We start from the raw sequence: 16,075 nt of genomic DNA, 5'->3' as shown, positions 1-16,075 counted from the left end.
GAAAGCCATACCCGACATCCCTGGGTGATTCGAAGCCTAAGGCCGACGACCCCAAACACCCTTCAAGAAAGGTAAGGATTCCCATGAATGTGTACGCACCGAAGGACATCGTTTGGCACGAGACCGAACTGGGCCGGAACTTCTGGGTCAGCGATGAACTGGTCGGCAGACAGTACTCGGAATTGTTCAGCGCGCAGCTGACCAAGTTCGGTCCGGGCGGCGGTTCGAAACCGCACCACCACGGCTACAACCACGCGTTCTACTTCCTGTCCGGCACGGCCTGCATGCGCATCGGCGACGAGAGTTGGGCGACCACCCCCGGCACCTTCGTCAAGGTGCCCGCGGGCGCCGAGCACAGCCTGACCAACACCGGCGACGACGACCTCGTCTTCCTCGTCATCTACGACCCACCTCACGTCGCCACCGATTGAGATTTCGGCGCGCTAAACGGCGCTCAGCGCACGTTTGCGCGCCGAAATCTGTTGGTTCCGTGAGAATCACGCTAATTCAGCGGTCACGACGCACCTTCCCGGCGATCGGCTGGCAATGTGGAAGCTCGATTCGCCGGAGGGAAGGAGTCGGTTGTGACCTGCGAGCTCACGCGCGTCGACGGCACCGCTCCGACGTGGGAAGACACCCCGCCACACTTCTCGATCAGCGAGAAGGGCAACCGCATCACCGCATCGCCCCTCGAGGCGCCCAACATGCTCGGATTCCTGATCGGGGTGTCGTTCGTGCTGTGGGCACCGGCGGCCACCGCCGGGACGTTGTACTTCCACAGCGCAAGCCAGGGAGCTGACGTTGCGTGGTTCTGGGTCGGCGCGCTCATCCTGCTGTACACGTTTGTGCCTGCGGTGATCACCGACCTCACCTCCGACGAGGCCCGCGACCGAATTGGCCAGCGGGCCACCGCAAATCGGATCGCGGCGATACCCATGATCGCCGGCCTCGGCGTTGGGCTGGCGATCGCCGCGGTGTGGGTCGACGGGGCAGTCGGCGCGATGATCGCGGCGGCCAGCGTTGCGAGCTCGATCGCGGCGGCGGCGGTCGCGGTGGCTGCCTTGTGGGGCATTCGCTACACCCGCAAGCGCCATGCCTGGATGGCGTGGCTGCGGCGGCACGGCACCCGATCGCCCGGTGTCCTGCGGGAAGTGAAGTTCTTGCGACGCTGGGGCGCCGGCCAACCTCAGTTCAGGGTCGTCGTCGAGTACGCCACCGCAGCCGGACCTCGATGGGTCACGGCGAATATGACCACCACTACCCGACGAGTGCCGAAGCCAGGCGCCGCCGTCGTCGTCACGTCACAGCCTCACGATTCGACGGCCGAACCCTTGATCGAATTCGACTACACCCGCGAACCCGAGTTCGACCGCGACTTCACGAAATACGAACAGCCCAGCGGCAATTAGCCGCGGCTGGCTAGCTCGCGCAACACCATGGCCGTGGTGCCCCAATCCATGCACTTGTCGGTGACGGACTGCCCGTAGGTCAGCGGTCGGGCCTCGGCTGCTTGCGCACCGGCGACCAGGAAGCTCTCCAGCATCACGCCGCTGATCGGCAGCCCGTCACGGATCTGCTGCGCCACATCGGCGGCAACCTCGGCCTGGCGGACGTGGTCCTTGCCGGAATTGGCGTGGCTGCAGTCGATTACGACTTTTCCGGGCAGGCCCGCAGCGGTGAGCTTGGCGGCGGCGGCCCGCACCGACTCCGCATCGTAATTCGGCCCGTCGGTGCCGCCGCGCAGGATGACGTGGCAGTCCTCGTTGCCTTCCGTGCTCACCAGTGCGCCGCGGCCGAGATCGTCCATGCCGAAGAAGACATGTTGGGCGGCAGCGGCTTTCACACCGTCGACAGCGACCTGAATGTTGCCGTCGGTGCCGTTCTTGAATCCGACCGGCATCGACAAACCCGACGCCAGCTGGCGGTGCACCTGCGACTCGGTCGTGCGGGCACCGATCGCACCCCAGGCCACGGCGTCGGCGATGTACTGCGGGCTGGTCGGCTCCAGGAACTCACAGCCGACCGGCAGTCCGATATCGATGATGTCGAGCAGCAGCTGGCGCGCGATCCGCAGGCCGCGGGCGACGTCGAAGGCGCCGTCCATGCCGGGGTCGTTGATCAGGCCCTTCCAGCCGATGGTGGTGCGGGGCTTCTCGAAGTACACGCGCATGACGATCTTGAGCCGGTCGCCGAGTTCGTCGGCGATCTTGACCAGACGGCTGGCGTAATCCAGCGCCGCGGCCGGGTCGTGCACCGAGCACGGTCCCACCACGACCAGGAGGCGGTCGTCGCGTCCGGCGAGGATGGCGGCGATCTCGTCGCGGTCGCGGGCCACCCGCTCGGCCCGCCGGGCGCCCAGTGGGAACTCGGTGAGCACGTCGTGCGGGCTCGGAATCTCGCCGAAGCTGCGGACCCGCCGGTCCGAGGTGGCGGGCGGGGTCGCGGTCTGCGAGAGATTCATGTTCAAGTGCCTTTCTTTGTCCTGGGCACCTGATCGATCCGGCGCCCTTAACGACGAAAGGCAGCGACCTGCTGGTCACTGCCTGGGCTCCGGGTGGATGCGTGCTAGCGCTGCGCTTTAGCGGCTCCGCCCGGAGCCTGCATAAAGCGCCAATAGCTGGCGCACACACCGATGTTCACGGGCCCAGGGTATACGGCCCGTCTGGGAGCGCCAAATCCGGGGTCCCCGCCGGTCTCGACAAGCTTTCGACCAGGCCCCGACCGCTGGGCGCCCCGTTCGACGTGGCGCCCTGATCGCATGGCGCCGAACGTGAACTGGCTGCGAAAATCCCGCGACTTTTTCGCAGAGGCTTCACGTTCGACGGTCCTCCGGCCGGCAGGAGCGGGCAGTAGCGTGATCGGGTGGCGACGCGGCAGATCGACAGCAGGTGCGGCCCGCTCTTGGTGCACGAGGGCAACGGGCTGATACATGGCCGCGGCATCGTGTACGCCACCGCGGACCGCTTTGCGGCTCCGACACAGCTTGCCGAGCACGCCGACGTTGTCGACGCCACGACACGGGGTCCCGCCTGCCCGCAACTGCCGTCGCGGCTGGAGTTCGTCACCGGACCGGTCACCAACGCGTTGGCGATAAGCGAGCACTGCCAGGTGCTGAGTGTGACGGCCCCCACCGACGCCGACCGACTTCCGGTCATGGTGTGGTTTCACGGCGGGGCATACATCACGGGCAGCGGCGAAGCCGTCAAGTATGACGCCGACTCGCTCACCACCGAGGGAGACGTCGTCGTCGTCAACGTCAGCTACCGGTTGGGCGTCTTCGGGTACCTCAACCTGCACGACCGAGACACCGAGAACCTCGGCCTGCGGGATCAGATCTGCGCGCTGCGGTGGGTGCAGGACAACATCGCCGCATTCGGCGGCGATCCCGCGCGAGTGACGGTCTTCGGGCAGTCGGCCGGTGGAGATTCAGTGGTGGCGCTGCTGCTGTGCCCCGAAGCGACGGGACTGTTCACGCGGGCCATTCTGCAGAGCACTCCGTTGAGCCTGCGCGACGGCAGGAGCGCGATGACGGATGCGATGCGGGAGGCGGCGGCCGCCGCGTTGAGCGGCACGTCGCCGACCGAAGCCAGTGTGCGCCAGCTGCTCGATGCGCAAGTCGCCGCTCTCAGGGCTGCTCAGCGGTTCGGCCTGCTCGGCGGGTTGGCCTTCGCACCGATCGCCGGTTGTGCGCCGCTGCCGCCTTCCGACGAGATGCAATCGCTCATCGCCGACGCGGCATCTCGCGTGGAGATCCTGGCCGGCTACACCCGCGACGACGCGCGGCCCTTTGTCGTGATGAGCCCGCGCGGACGGCGGCTGCGACGGCTCGGTCCGGCCGGAAACGCGATCACGGTCGCCAGTGGACGAGCGACGACACAGCGCGTATTCGGCCGCCCCACAATCGAACTCGTCAAGGCATGGACCGCGGCGGGCGGTCACGGCGCCACCTATCGCGTCAACTGGTCACCGCAGGGGGCACCTCTGGGAGCCTGCCACTGCATCGAGCTGCCGCTACTCTTCGGAACGCCAGACAGCTGGTCGGATGCACCTATGCTCGGTCCCGAACCTCGCTGCGTCGATACGGAACTCGCGCAACGGGTCCGGGCGCAATGGAGCGCATTCGCCCACGACGGCACCGCCGCCCTCGATCGGGCGTCGCTACGGATCGCGTAGTCACCCGTCGAGCGGATTGGCGTTGATCCGTTCCGCACCGTTGCTGCCCATCGACGCCGCTGCGGCGCTGTCGGGCTTGCGACGCGCCTGGTCTTGAAAGCACGCGATGAACTCGGCACCGAATCCTAGTCGTGGATGGCGCGCAAGGATTTCCGCCCGCAACTCCACCGGAAACTCCTCGGGCCGACGCCCCGCGACGTCCCAGCTAGTGGCAACCTGAAGGAGATGAGATTCAGGGTCGGCCGCGGCGGTCACGTCGGCTCGCATGTGCAGCACGATGATCTCCTCAGCCCTCGCCGCCCGTGCGGCCGGCCACCCGGCCGCTATCCCGAATACCCACGCGAGGCTTCCGCCTGCCTCTTCGAATGCCATTCGGTGGCTGTCGAAGGCCTCCGTCAGGCCGAGGTCGTGAAGCATCGCCGACACGAAGAGGAGCTCTTCGTCGAATGGGATACGGTGTGCAGCTGCGTAATTCGTAGCCCACAGGTATGAGCGAAAACAGTGCTGGAGTAATGCCTGCGAGTAGAAGCGGGTCGCCACCGCCACCGCGGCGGCGGCCGCAGGGGTCTGCGGGTACGTCGCACCGTCTCCTGTCGGCTTCACGCTCGATGCCATATCAGCCTTCCTTCCGTCGCAATTCAGTGACTCTCGACTGCGAGGCGTATCAACTCGGCCTCCGCCGCGGGCCGCGATAGAAACGGCGAGTGCGATGTCGCCAGCCGCGCAACCTCATCCGCGCGGCGCGCCATCGCCTCCTGTGCCGGAACCGAAATCGCGTTGTCGGCCTCGCAGATCACGTAGGTGCTTGGGATCGCTTGCCACGCCGTCTGCGTCAGTTGCTGATTCAGCGACGCATACGATTGATACCCGAGTTGGGCAACCGCATCGCGGGCGGTGACATCGTCGAGGTCGTTATAGAAGACCGTGATCGGCGTGATCACCTCGACATGGTCGCAAATCCCGTTCTGTCGCAAGCGCCTCGACCACGGCATCAACGTGCCGCCGTTGGTAGATAACAACGACTCGCCGACAGGTAGCTGGAAGGCAGCGACATACATGATGCGAACGACGTTTCCCACCTCCCGAAATGCCTGTGTGGTAGGCACTCCGCCGTATGAGTGAGCGACCACGACGACCGGCCCGTCGATGGCCGCGGCGGCTCGCGCGATCACCTCGGCGTCGGCGTACATGTCCTGCAACGTGGCGGGGTCATCACCGCTGCTGGCCAGGGCCACGGTGTGCACGTCAAGGTCCGAGAGTTCTTTGACCAACAGCCCGTAGTGGGTGGGCTTGTGCCAGGCACCTGGGATCAGCAGCACGGACGCTCTCATGGCTTCCACGCTAAGCACGGAAGACCCGTCGTCGTGGGCCACTTGCGCACGGTGAGCAGGGGCCAGTTGAGGTCAGGGTAGCTGGGCGGTCAAGGCCTCCAGCGCCGCCGACCACGCGCTCGGCGCGGGCGATGCATACCCGACCACCAAACCGTCTCGCTCACGCGAGGTCTCCGGATGGCGATACGCATCCAGCCCCGCGATGCCGAGTCGCCGCCACGGACGTTTACGCGACAACGCACTCTCGTCGCCGCTGGCAAGTTCGAGCATGACGTGCAGGCCTGCCGGCGTTCCTGCGACGCTCGTTGCCGGCGACGACTCGGTCACGGCGGCGACCAGTTGTTCGCGCCTGCGGCGATACTCGGCGCGCATGGTGCGGATATGCCTGTCATAGGAGCCGGACACGATGAACTCGGCCATCGCCAACTGGTCGACGAAGCCTGAGGTCTCCTCGGTTTCACCCTTCTGCTGTGCCACCGCGTCGACGAGCCGCTCAGGCAGCACCAGCCAGCCGATCCGAAGCCCCGGCGCCAGCGTTTTACTCGCGGTACCCATGTAGATCACGTGGTCGGGGTCGGCGGCGTGCAGCGCCCCTGGCGGGCTGTGGTCGTAGCGGAACTCCCCGTCGTAGTCGTCCTCGATGATCACCCCACCGGTCCGTCGCGCCCACTCGATGACGGCAGCGCGTCGGTCCCGATGCAGGGACATCCCCAACGGGAATTGATGCGACGGCGTGAGCAGCACGCCGCCCACATCCGGCAAGTCTGCCAGCACCTCAACGTCAGCGCCGTCGTTGTCGACACGCAGTGGTGGACAACGCAATCCGGCCCGCTGCAGCGATGCCCACTGTGCGGGAAGCCCGAACGCCTCGACCGCGACGGCGGACATCCCGGCGTCGGCGAGGACGCGCGCGACGAGGCTCAACCCCTCGGCGGCTCCACTGGTCACGACGATATTGCACGGCCGGGCCCGCACACCGCGGGCGCGAGCCAGATACTGCGCCAAGGCGCGCCGCAGTTCCGGCCTGCCGTAGGTGTCGGTGTAGCCGAACGCCTCGAACGGCGCCTCGGCCAGCGCCTTCTTGACCGCGCGGCTCCACTCGGTTCGCGGAAATGACGACAGATCGGGATGGCCGGGCCGAAGGTCGTGCTCCAGCCGGGGAGGTCTGCGGTGCCGGGGCGGCGAGGCAAGTGAGCTCGTAATCTGTTCGGCCCGCTGGGAAACCAAGGTTGCCGACCCGTGGTGTGATGTCAGCCAACCTTCGACGATGAGTTCGGCGTAAGCGCGCGCCACTGTGTTTCGCGCAACACCGAGGTCTGCCGCCAGCGCGCGGCTGGAAGGCATCCGTGCACCGGGCATCAGGCGCCCGGATTGGATCGCATCGCGAACGGCGTCCATCACGCTGTCGCGGACTCTGCCGGCGGGTCGATCCAGATGTAGATCCAAGCTGCCGACCGGGCGTGGCGCCGCGGCCACCGAATGCGAATCAGTCTGCATTGCGACGCACCGCCGTCTTGACGCTGAGGACCTTGTCGACGTAATTGGCGATGGCGTCTCTGTTGCGCGTGAGGAACTCGATGCGTTCGGACAGCCGCGCCTGTTCGCATCGCAGCGTGGCGAGCATTTCGGGAGTCACGTCGGAGACGTACACCGACTGCGACGTGTCGAGGCACGGCAGCAGCTGCGCGATGATTCGGGTCGGCAGCCCGGCGTCGAGGAGTCCGGTGATCTGCTCCACGACGTGCACGTGCGCTTCGCCGTACTCGCGGTAGCCGTTGGCCGACCGGCTCGGAGTGAGCAGCCCTTGCTCCTCGTAGTACCGCAGGAGCCGACGGGATACGCCGGTGCGCTCCGCGAGCTGCCCGATCCGCATGTGGGCAAGCTTACATTTGACCTTCACACCAGTGTGAACGTTCAACACTCGATCTATGAAGCTAGGACTGCGTCTGCCCCAGAGACTGGGAGTGGACCTGCAACACGATCTGATCGAAGCGGCGAGAACGGCCGAAGCAGCCGGATACACAAGTCTGTGGACATATGAACGGCTTCTCTTTCCGCAGAAGCCCATCGAACCCTATGCCGAACAACCCAACGTACCGTGGCCCGAACACTCGCGTCAGGCCGCGGACCCGCTGGCGGTTCTGGCGGCAGCGGCAGTGGCAACCGAGAAGGTGCGCCTCGGCGTCTCACTGTTGGTCGCAGCGCTGCACACACCCGTGCAGTTGGCGAAGGCGCTGGCCACGATCGACCAGATCAGCGGTGGCCGCGTGATCGCCGGTGTAGGCACAGGCTGGTCCAGCGATGAATTCAAAGCCGTCGGTGTCACTCGAGCCGATCGCGGCCGATTCCTTGACGAGACGCTGGATGTTTTCGAAGCCGTGTGGGGACCCGATCCGGTGGCTTTTCGGAGTCCGCGCGTGGTGATCGACAACGCCTCGGTCCTGCCCAAGCCCGTGTCGGAGATCCCGGTGATGCTGGCCGGCGGCGGCATCGACCTCGGTCGCAACACCAAATCGAAAGCTGTGCAACGCATTGCGGAACGCGCCGACGGCTGGCTGCCGGTGATGAGCGGCCCTGGGCCCGCCGGTGGCGCGGAACTCCGCGCGAGCTGGAATCGCATCCGCGACATGGCTTGTGAGTACGGACGAGACCCGAGCCTGATGCAGATGATCGTCGTCGGCAACGTCACGTTCACCGATCGCCCGGCAGGCCCTGACCGCGCGGCGTTCGTGGGCACACTCGACGAGATCATCGACGATGTGCGAACGGCAGCAGACGCCGGCGCAGACGAGGTCATCATTGACCTGAATCTGCAGGACTGGTTCTCCAGCACTCAGCAGATGCTCGAGACGGCGGTCGAGATTCGCGAACGGGTGTAGCGAACGGGTGTAGCGAACGGGTCTAGCCCACGAAAACACCGACGTCCCAGTCGATGCCGAGCGTGAACTGGTTGCGAAGATTTCGCGATTTTCTCGCAGAGGCTTCACGTTCGGCGGTTGCACGGCTTGTGCGGAAACCACCGGCCGGCCGAACAGCGACGGTTACCATCAGCCATGCAACTACCGGCGGCAGTTGCTCTTTTCACACGCGGGACGTTCGTCATCGCTGTGGCGGTCGTCGGGTTGATGCTCGGCTCATGCTCCGCGGCATCGCCCCCCGCGCCGCCGCCGGATCCCGCCGCAGGACAGCAGGTCACACCGCTGCTCACCAGCACGCTGTCCACTCCTCGCTGGTTCACCGGTTCCGACGGCAGAACGCACCTGGCGTACGAGTTGATGCTGACCAACGTTGTCCCGGCGGCCGTCACACTCAACACAGTCGAGGTGCACGACGCCGACTCGGGCGGCTTGTTGATACGGCTGAGCGGCGATGCGCTGCGCGCGGCGACATCGCTGGCGGCATCCGCGGAGGAGCCCACGGTTACGCTACCGCCGTCATCTGTCGGCGTGGTCTGGCTCGACATTGCGCTTGACAACCCGTCCGTGCCTGGGGCCATCACCCATCGGCTGGCCGTCGAGCCCCCGCCCGGCATCCCGGCGGACGGCATCGCGTGGACGTTCACCAGCCCGGCGGTCGAGGTTGATCGGCGGCCGCCGGTCGTCATCGGCGCTCCGCTGGCCGGACCGCGATGGGCGGCGCTCGGCAGTTGTTGCGACGGTCCGCATCGCCGCGCCCCCTACCCGATCGACGGACGGTGGTACCTCGCTCAACGGTTCGCGATCGACTTCAATCAGCTTGATCCGCAGAACCGGCCGGGGATCGGAGATCCGTTGGCGCCGACGAGCTTTCCGACGTTCGGCCAGCCGGTTTATGCAGTGAGCGACGGGACCGTCGTCGCCGCCGTCGACGGCAACCCGGACCTCCGGGTCAACGAAGCACGGGCGGAGCCCACGCCCGAAAACGCCGGCGGCAACCGTGTGGTGGTCGACATCGGCGACGGGCGCTTCGCCGTTTACGCCCACCTGCACATGAACAGCGTCTCGGTCCGCGTGGGCGAGCGAGTCACACGGGGACGCCACATCGCCGATGTCGGCAGTTCCGGCACGACCGGCGGCCCGCACCTGCACTTCCAGATCAGCGACCGGCCTTCGGTGGTCGTCGCCGATGGGTTGCCATACGTATTCGATTCATTCGAGCTCACGGGCCGCACCCCACCGCTGTCCGAAGTGCTGAAGTATTACGACACGCTGGCCCCGATCCCCCTCAGCGTCGGCGACATCGGAGACCGCCGCGACCAGTTGCCGCTGGGCCGTGACGTCGTGACCTTCCCGCCGATCAACGGTGGTGGCTAGCTTCGGGCCCATGGCGAACGTGAAATGGCTGCGAAAATTCGACGCGATTTTCGCAAGGGCTTCACGTTCGGCGACCGAAGGGCGCCCAATGATCAAAGTCACAAGATCGCACCGCATGCGCGCACGGTACTAAGGCACGCGGGTCCACGGCTGACAGTTGCGCGACTCGAACGCCTTCACCGTCGAGTTGATGTTCGCGTACATGGGGCCGACGGACATATTCGTCGCGACCACATTGTCCTTGTTGGCGTCGGGCGTGCTGTAGGTGAACCACAGGCACATCGAATCCTGCGTCGGCACGTCGTTCACCCAGACCTGGAAGCCCGACGCCGAGCCGTCAGTGTGATACAGGCCCGGCGCGATGTCGGGTCCCACGATGAAGAAGCCGTTGCCCGGGATTGGATTCATTGGTTCAGCACTGGCCGGTGCCGCCGACGCCATTGCGGCCACAGCGACCACGGCCGCGGCGCGAGTCACATGTAGACGCATATCTCGTCCCAGTCCCGATTCTCCTGGGAGCGTAGCGCTTCCACTGGCTCATGCGACGCCCAACGTGAACTGACTGCGAAGATTCGGCGCTTTTTTCGCAAGGGCTTCACGTTCGGCGACCGTAGCGGTGGCCGACGCCACCTCAAGGCGCCGTGATGGGACCCTCAACTCTCGTGGTCGCCGGCGACGGGTCGACGATGATGCTGCCCGGCAGCGGGTCGGTGGCTGCGACGGGATCGTTACAGGCAAGAGGCGATGTGGAATCCCACAGCCCCATGAAGCCTTGGCCGTGCATGATCCCTTGGCGCACAAGGCCTTCGTCATTGATGGTGCCGGTGAAAGTCCATACCGGGTCGGACTCCACGATCCACGCAATCTTGAAGTCGATCTTGCGACCGCTGATAGTTCCGTCCTGAATGAACCCGTTCACCGGGCGGCCGCCGTCGCCGATGGTGAACGTTCGCCCGGCGAACCGGGTTCCTGGTGGCACATCGAAGACACTTACCTCGCCAACGTTCGAGCCTTTGATGAAGAAGTCCCCGTTGAATGCATATTGGGAGCACTTCGCGGGGGCCGCCAGCGCAGGTGCGCCGCTGAGAAGACCAGATACGAGTATCGCCATTGCGATCGCAAAGAGCCGGAATCCGTTCATGATGACTCCTTTAACGGTGGCAGCGTACTCCGGCCGGGCACGTTAGGAACGAAGATGGTCAAACGACCGCCGTTGCTGGTCACGGGCTGTACCGTTGCGCGATGCCCACCTGGCGGCCGCTGGCGCCAGCCATTCGGGCGGCGGCCGGTGTTGTCGTTGCCGTCATGGCGGTCGCCTCTCTTTGTGCGTGCGGGCCGGATGCGACTTCGGCCAGCGAGTCGGCATTGCCGAGTACCGAACGCGCCCCCGGACTGGCGGCATCCGACCGGCTGGACGCAGCGATCGAGCAAGTCATGGCGCGCACGGATGTTCCAGGGGTAATCGTCGGAATTTGGGGTCCGGAAGGCGATTACGTGCGCGCATTCGGAGTTGCCAACAAGACGACGCGAGCTCCGATGAAGATCGATATGTACACGCGAATCGGCAGTATCACAAAGACTTTCACGATCACTGCGTTGTTGAAACTGGTTGATCAGGGCAAGCTGCGCCTCGACGACCCGATCGCGAAGTTCATTCCCGGCGTTCCGTCGGGCGATGTGATTACCATTCGCTTTCTCTCTCAGATGCAAAGCGGATTGGTCACCTACGATGGCGTACCGGAGTTTGAGGCCGCGTTCTTGGCCGACCCGCAACGAACCTTCACCCCGCAACAGCTGCTGAACTACGCGCTCGACAAACCGCTGCAATTTCCGCCAGGCACGAAGTACGACTATTGCAACACCAATACCGTCCTCCTCGGCCTGGTGGTCGAGAAGCTCAGCGGCCAGCGCCTGGCGGACTATGTCAGCGACAACATCCTTGTACCACTGAAGTTGACCCACACCAGCGTTCCCTCAACCTCCGCGTTACCCGAACCCCATCCGCAGGGCTACACCGTCATCGACGGAACCGAAAGAGTCACCACCGACTGGAACCCGTCCTGGGCGTGGTCCAACGGCAACATGATCTCAACGCTGGACGATATGCGGATCTGGGCGCGCGCGCTGTCTTCGGGCGAACTGCTCTCCGAGGAGATGCGAAATGAGCGTTTCAGCAGCGCCCTCCCGATGAGCGAGACGGCGAAATACGGCGTTGGCGCATTCGAGTCAGGCGGCTGGATCGGTCACAGCGGCGTCACGCCTGGCTTCGAGACCGTTGTGGTCGGGCTTCCGGAGGAGCAGACCACGCTTGCGCTCTTCGCCAATACCGACGTACCGCACGAGGTCGGCACCGACCTCGCCCGTGCGGTCACCGAGATCATCTCTCCTGGCCACGTTTACCGTTGACTCTGGCCACCCGCGCGGCAGGCGTGTGACAGTGTTGAACGCTCGCCACCCCCGACCCTCGAGATGGCGAGGGCGAACTGAAACGTAAGTCGTTCGCGGCCATCGCCGTGGGCGGCGCAGTACGCTCATCCCTGACCGTGTAGATGGGATACCGCCATGTTCGCGAGATCTTCAATTGCCAGCGGACTCTGCGCGGTGTGGCTGGCCGCACTGTGCGTCGCCCCCGCCGCAACCGCTGAGGTCGGCGATGTGTCCGAGCAGGTTGAAATCGGCGGTGGCCGTGGCATTTTCGCGGAGTGCCGTGGAGCGGGTTCGCCGACCGTGGTGCTGATCGCGGGTAAGGGCAACGGTGCCGAGGACTGGATGCAGGTCCTGGACCCGGCCGACCCCGCATACGACGCGCCCGGCGACGACCTGCCGTTCGGTGGACATCTGATGCGCAGCGACGACGCGGTGTTGCCGTCGGTTGCTCGATTCACCCGGGTGTGCGCCTATGACCGTCCCGACGTCCGATTGGATGGCGCCGATGTCTCCACACCGCGCGACCAGCCTCATACGGTGGATCTTGACGTCAGCGATCTTCACGCACTCCTCGTCGCGCTCGACGAATCCGTTCCCTATGTCCTGGTGGCCCACTCATATGGCGGGCTCGTGGCCAGCCTGTACGCCCGCTCCTACCCGGGCAGCGTCGGCGGACTGGTCATGGTCGACACGGTGACGCCGCTGATCGAGGACGCCGTCGGCCCAGCGAAGCTCGCGAACTGGGATGTCACAAACGCGGCCACATCACCGCAAGTGCGTGAAGGAGTACGTCTCATCGATGCGTTCGCGAAAATCAATGCGGCGCCGCCCATCCCGACGATGCCTGCTGCCGTGCTCTCCGCCGAGAAGCCCTGGCGGACTGATCTGCTGCCACCGGAGGCGACCCAGGGCGAGCAGGTCACCTTCGCCGACTGGCTTGCGGCTCAGCAACAGTTGGCCCTTGCTCTGGGCGTCGAACCCGTTACCGCGACCGACAGCGGACACGACATCTACCTCTACCGGCCCGCACTGGTCGTCGACGCGATCAGAGACGTCGTCGACGACGTCCGTGCGGGTGTGCGCTGACTAACGCTCCGCCCGCAACCGTCGGCTGACAACGGCGAGCCATACTCAAAAGCGGCCCTGTTCGGCCTTGCCATTGATCCACAAGGTCTATTCTTTGTCGTTCTGCGCGGTCGTTCTCCGCGGTCACGACTGACCCATGTGGACAAGGACTAGTAATCACTCCGCGGTCGTTGGCCAAGTACAAAACACCCCCGGCCCTTGAGAACCGGGGGTGTTTTGCGTTCAGCGATCAGTGATGGTGGTGATGGCCGTGGCCGTGACCGTCGTCGGCAGGCTCCTCCGGCTTGTCGACAACCGCGGTCTCGGTGGTGAGCACCATCCGGGCCACCGACGCGGCGTTGAGCACCGCCGAACGGGTGACCTTGGCCGGGTCGACGACACCGGCGGCGAACAGGTCGCCGTACTCCAGCGTCGCGGCGTTGAAGCCGTGCCCGTCGGGCATCTCGGCGACCCGGCTCACCACGACGTGGCCGTCCAGCCCGGCGTTCGTGGCGATCCAGTACAGCGGCGCCGACAGCGCGGAGGCGAACACCTGCGCGCCGATCCGCTCATCGCCGGTCAGCTCCTCGCAGAGCTTGTCGACCGCGGACCGGGCCCGCACCAGGGCGGCACCACCGCCGGCGATGACGCCTTCCTCGACAGCGGCCTTGGCGGCCGCGACGGCGTCTTCGACGCTTTCCTTGCGCTCCTTGAGCTCATTTTCGGTGGCGGCTCCGACCTTGATGACGGCAACGCCGCCGGCGAGCTTGGCCAGCCGCTCCTCGAGCTTCTCGCGGTCCCAATCCGAATCGGTCGTCTCGATCTCGGCGCGCAGCTGCTTCTTGCGTGCCTCGATGGCTTCCTGCGACCCACCGCCGTCGACGATGACGGTGCTGTCCTTGTTGACGACGACGCGACGGGCCGAACCCAGCACCTCGAGGCCGACCTCACGCAGCACTAGGCCGACGTCGGGGTTGATGACCTGACCGCCGGTGACGATCGCGAGGTCTTCGAGGAACGCCTTGCGGCGGTCACCGAAGAACGGCGCCTTGACCGCGACGGCCTTGAGGGTCTTGCGGATCGCGTTGACCACTAGGGTCGAAAGTGCTTCGCCCTCAACGTCTTCGGCGACAATCAGCAGCGGCTTGCCCGCCTCGGCGACCTTCTCCAGCAGCGGCAGCAGGTCGGGCAGCGAGCTGATCTTCTCGCGGTGAAGCAGCACCAACGCGTCCTCGAGCACCGCTTCCTGGGCGTCGAAGTCGGTGATGAAGTACGCCGAGATGTAGCCCTTGTCGAAGCCGACGCCGTCGGTGATGTCCAGGTAGGTCTCCAGCGTCGAGGACTCCTCGACGGTGACGACGCCGTCGGCGCCGACCTTCGTCATCGCCTCGCCGACCAGCTCACCGATCTTCTCGTCGCGCGAGGACACCGTCGCGACCTGCGCGATGGCGCTCTTGTCCGACACCGGCTTGGCCGTCGCCAGCAGCGCCTCCGACACCGCGTCGGCGGCCTTGCTGATGCCCGAACCCAGCGCGATCGGATTGGCACCGGCCGCCACGTTCTTCAGGCCGCCCTTGACCAGCGCCTGAGCCAGCACGGTGGCCGTGGTGGTGCCGTCGCCTGCGACGTCGTTGGTCTTGGTCGCCACCGACTTCACCAGTTGGGCACCCAGGTTCTCGAACGGGTCCTCCAGGTCGATCTCGCGGGCGATCGTCACGCCGTCGTTGGTCACCACCGGCCCGCCGAACGACTTGGCCAGCACCACGTGCCGACCGCGCGGACCGAGGGTCACCCGCACGGCGTCGGCGAGCTTGTCGACGCCGGATTCCATCGCCCGGCGGGCTACCTCGTTGAACTCAATTTCTTTAGCCATAAGCGTGTCCGTCCTTGCTACGCATGACGCCCCGGGAATCCGCCGCGGTTATCGCGGGGATCGCCGGGGCGGTCACGCTGCGTTGTCTACTTGTTGACGATGGCCAGCACGTCGCGGGCGGACAGGATCAGGTACTCCTCGCCGTTGTACTTGATCTCGGTGCCGCCGTACTTGCTGTAGATGACGGTGTCACCCTCGGAGACATCCAGGGGGATCCGCTTCTCGCCGTCCTCGTCCCAACGGCCAGGGCCGACTGCGACGACGGTGCCCTCCTGGGGCTTCTCCTTGGCGGTGTCGGGGATGACCAGACCGGACGCGGTCGTGGTCTCGGCCTCGTTGGCCTGTACGAGGATCTTGTCCTCGAGTGGCTTGATGTTCACGCTCGCCACGATTGGAGCCCTCCGTTAGTTCGGGGTCGGTCCGGGGCACGCCCGCGGACCTACTGTGTTGACAGCATTGACAGGTGTTCGGCATGCGTCCGTGCCCTCACCGTCGTCGCGGGTGCCGGTCGGGCGTGGCCGCCTGCCACCTAGCACTCTATACATGAGAGTGCTAGCACTCAAGGGTGCCCCATGCCTATCGCGCGCGGCGAACTTCAACGGCGCCGAAGTAGGCCGTGACCAGCGGGTTGAACCGGTCGGCGCGCTCCCACTGCTGGACGTGTCCCGCACCTGACTGCAGCACGGGACCGGTCCGGGCGGTGAACGCGACCTCGCAGGTCAGCACGAAGTCAGGGTCGACGACGGGGTCGTCGGGGTCGCAGAGAGTCGGCGTCGGCGGCCAGCTCGTCGCCGCGGGGGTCGTAGACGTCGATGCCGGGACAGGTCGGAGTCGCCGTAGCCGCACAAATCGAGCGCGATCACCTCGTACCCGGGCTGCGGCCAGCGCCTCGATGTTTGCGGCCCCAGATGCGC

At 65.8% G+C, this 16,075-nt stretch carries 17 protein-coding genes; 7 read left to right on the top strand and 10 right to left on the bottom strand.

All coding sequences use genetic code 11. The features are described 5' to 3' along the window. The first annotated feature begins 83 nt into the window (after positions 1-83). Together CQY20_RS25585 and CQY20_RS25580 are read left to right on the top strand one after the other, a co-directional pair. Positions 84-431 carry a cupin domain-containing protein gene (locus CQY20_RS25585; RefSeq protein ID WP_097942869.1) on the top strand — a complete coding sequence of 116 codons (348 nt, stop codon included), beginning with the start codon at positions 84-86 and terminating at the stop codon, positions 429-431. Positions 432-584: 153 nt separating this feature from the next. Next, complete coding sequence (locus tag CQY20_RS25580) at positions 585-1,409, top strand: hypothetical protein (RefSeq protein ID WP_097942868.1); 825 nt, start codon at positions 585-587, stop codon at positions 1,407-1,409. Here the strand turns inward: CQY20_RS25580 and CQY20_RS25575 are convergent. Further along, positions 1,406-2,461 carry a 3-deoxy-7-phosphoheptulonate synthase gene (locus CQY20_RS25575; protein WP_097942867.1) on the bottom strand — a complete coding sequence of 352 codons (1,056 nt, stop codon included), beginning with the start codon at positions 2,459-2,461 and terminating at the stop codon, positions 1,406-1,408. The two genes, CQY20_RS25580 and CQY20_RS25575, sit on opposite strands and share 4 nt — an antisense overlap. Positions 2,462-2,862: 401 nt before the next feature. Here CQY20_RS25575 and CQY20_RS25570 point away from each other — a divergent pair, with 401 nt between their 5' ends. Further along, positions 2,863-4,173: a carboxylesterase family protein gene (locus CQY20_RS25570; RefSeq protein ID WP_097942866.1), complete on the top strand. Its 1,311-nt coding sequence runs from the start codon at positions 2,863-2,865 to the stop codon at positions 4,171-4,173. On the opposite strand, the gene CQY20_RS25565 is transcribed toward CQY20_RS25570, so the two are convergent. The 4 genes from CQY20_RS25565 to CQY20_RS25550 form a co-directional block, all read right to left on the bottom strand. Continuing rightward, positions 4,174-4,788, bottom strand: coding sequence for an HD domain-containing protein (locus tag CQY20_RS25565; RefSeq protein WP_097942865.1), 615 nt, complete (start codon positions 4,786-4,788; stop codon positions 4,174-4,176). Between the two features lie 23 nt (positions 4,789-4,811). Continuing rightward, entirely contained in the window at positions 4,812-5,504 is a 693-nt protein-coding gene (locus tag CQY20_RS25560; protein WP_097942864.1) for an alpha/beta hydrolase, read from the bottom strand. Between the two features lie 72 nt (positions 5,505-5,576). Then, positions 5,577-7,001, bottom strand: coding sequence for a MocR-like pyridoxine biosynthesis transcription factor PdxR (pdxR, locus tag CQY20_RS25555; protein WP_097942863.1), 1,425 nt, complete (start codon positions 6,999-7,001; stop codon positions 5,577-5,579). Further along, positions 6,991-7,377, bottom strand: coding sequence for a MerR family transcriptional regulator (locus CQY20_RS25550; RefSeq protein ID WP_097942862.1), 387 nt, complete (start codon positions 7,375-7,377; stop codon positions 6,991-6,993). Before CQY20_RS25550 ends, pdxR begins: the two co-directional genes overlap by 11 nt. Positions 7,378-7,432: 55 nt before the next feature. Here CQY20_RS25550 and CQY20_RS25545 point away from each other — a divergent pair, with 55 nt between their 5' ends. Then, entirely contained in the window at positions 7,433-8,383 is a 951-nt protein-coding gene (locus CQY20_RS25545; protein WP_097942861.1) for a TIGR03619 family F420-dependent LLM class oxidoreductase, read from the top strand. Between the two features lie 174 nt (positions 8,384-8,557). Next, a complete protein-coding gene (locus tag CQY20_RS25540; RefSeq protein WP_097942860.1) occupies positions 8,558-9,796 on the top strand; it encodes a M23 family metallopeptidase in 1,239 nt (412 codons plus the stop codon). Positions 9,797-9,925: 129 nt separating this feature from the next. Here CQY20_RS25540 and CQY20_RS25535 read toward each other — a convergent pair whose 3' ends face one another. Further along, positions 9,926-10,285 (bottom strand): Rv1352/Rv1906c domain-containing protein, encoded by a 360-nt coding sequence (locus CQY20_RS25535; protein WP_097942859.1) that lies wholly within the window; start codon positions 10,283-10,285, stop codon positions 9,926-9,928. Between the two features lie 142 nt (positions 10,286-10,427). Beyond that, the gene (locus CQY20_RS25530; protein WP_097942858.1) at positions 10,428-10,937 is read right to left on the bottom strand and encodes a hypothetical protein; all 510 of its coding nucleotides are present in this window, start codon (positions 10,935-10,937) and stop codon (positions 10,428-10,430) included. Between the two features lie 101 nt (positions 10,938-11,038). Between CQY20_RS25530 and CQY20_RS25525 the strand changes: the two genes are divergently transcribed. Together CQY20_RS25525 and CQY20_RS25520 are read left to right on the top strand one after the other, a co-directional pair. After that, positions 11,039-12,202: a serine hydrolase domain-containing protein gene (locus CQY20_RS25525; RefSeq protein WP_097942857.1), complete on the top strand. Its 1,164-nt coding sequence runs from the start codon at positions 11,039-11,041 to the stop codon at positions 12,200-12,202. 156 nt (positions 12,203-12,358) lie between these two features. Then, positions 12,359-13,309, top strand: coding sequence for an alpha/beta fold hydrolase (locus CQY20_RS25520; RefSeq protein ID WP_097942856.1), 951 nt, complete (start codon positions 12,359-12,361; stop codon positions 13,307-13,309). 229 nt (positions 13,310-13,538) lie between these two features. On the opposite strand, the gene groL is transcribed toward CQY20_RS25520, so the two are convergent. From groL to CQY20_RS34570, 3 genes are all read right to left on the bottom strand, one after another. Further along, entirely contained in the window at positions 13,539-15,161 is a 1,623-nt protein-coding gene (gene groL / locus CQY20_RS25515; protein WP_097942855.1) for a chaperonin GroEL, read from the bottom strand. A gap of 86 nt (positions 15,162-15,247) precedes the next feature. Further along, the gene (groES, locus tag CQY20_RS25510; protein WP_066982812.1) at positions 15,248-15,550 is read right to left on the bottom strand and encodes a co-chaperone GroES; all 303 of its coding nucleotides are present in this window, start codon (positions 15,548-15,550) and stop codon (positions 15,248-15,250) included. A gap of 187 nt (positions 15,551-15,737) precedes the next feature. Then, positions 15,738-16,007 carry a hypothetical protein gene (locus tag CQY20_RS34570; RefSeq protein WP_133119131.1) on the bottom strand — a complete coding sequence of 90 codons (270 nt, stop codon included), beginning with the start codon at positions 16,005-16,007 and terminating at the stop codon, positions 15,738-15,740. Positions 16,008-16,075 lie beyond the last annotated feature (68 nt).

Source organism: Mycolicibacterium agri, from assembly GCF_002553505.1.
Classification (GTDB): Bacteria; Actinomycetota; Actinomycetes; order Mycobacteriales; family Mycobacteriaceae; genus Mycobacterium; species Mycobacterium agri.
Note: the sequence above shows the minus strand (reverse complement) of the source record. Positions and strands in the feature narration are given on the sequence as shown.

Coding starts and splice junctions, on each gene's coding strand:
- groL (WP_097942855.1), bottom strand. CDS start 15,161: ATGGCTAAAGAAATTGAGTTCAACGAGGTAGCCCGCCGGGCGATGGAA.
- CQY20_RS25585 (WP_097942869.1), top strand. CDS start 84: ATGAATGTGTACGCACCGAAGGACATCGTTTGGCACGAGACCGAACTG.
- CQY20_RS25545 (WP_097942861.1), top strand. CDS start 7,433: ATGAAGCTAGGACTGCGTCTGCCCCAGAGACTGGGAGTGGACCTGCAA.
- CQY20_RS25530 (WP_097942858.1), bottom strand. CDS start 10,937: ATGAACGGATTCCGGCTCTTTGCGATCGCAATGGCGATACTCGTATCT.
- CQY20_RS25525 (WP_097942857.1), top strand. CDS start 11,039: ATGCCCACCTGGCGGCCGCTGGCGCCAGCCATTCGGGCGGCGGCCGGT.
- CQY20_RS25550 (WP_097942862.1), bottom strand. CDS start 7,377: ATGCGGATCGGGCAGCTCGCGGAGCGCACCGGCGTATCCCGTCGGCTC.
- pdxR (WP_097942863.1), bottom strand. CDS start 7,001: ATGCAGACTGATTCGCATTCGGTGGCCGCGGCGCCACGCCCGGTCGGC.
- CQY20_RS25535 (WP_097942859.1), bottom strand. CDS start 10,285: ATGCGTCTACATGTGACTCGCGCCGCGGCCGTGGTCGCTGTGGCCGCA.
- CQY20_RS25560 (WP_097942864.1), bottom strand. CDS start 5,504: ATGAGAGCGTCCGTGCTGCTGATCCCAGGTGCCTGGCACAAGCCCACC.
- CQY20_RS25565 (WP_097942865.1), bottom strand. CDS start 4,788: ATGGCATCGAGCGTGAAGCCGACAGGAGACGGTGCGACGTACCCGCAG.
- CQY20_RS25540 (WP_097942860.1), top strand. CDS start 8,558: ATGCAACTACCGGCGGCAGTTGCTCTTTTCACACGCGGGACGTTCGTC.
- CQY20_RS25520 (WP_097942856.1), top strand. CDS start 12,359: ATGTTCGCGAGATCTTCAATTGCCAGCGGACTCTGCGCGGTGTGGCTG.
- CQY20_RS25575 (WP_097942867.1), bottom strand. CDS start 2,461: ATGAATCTCTCGCAGACCGCGACCCCGCCCGCCACCTCGGACCGGCGG.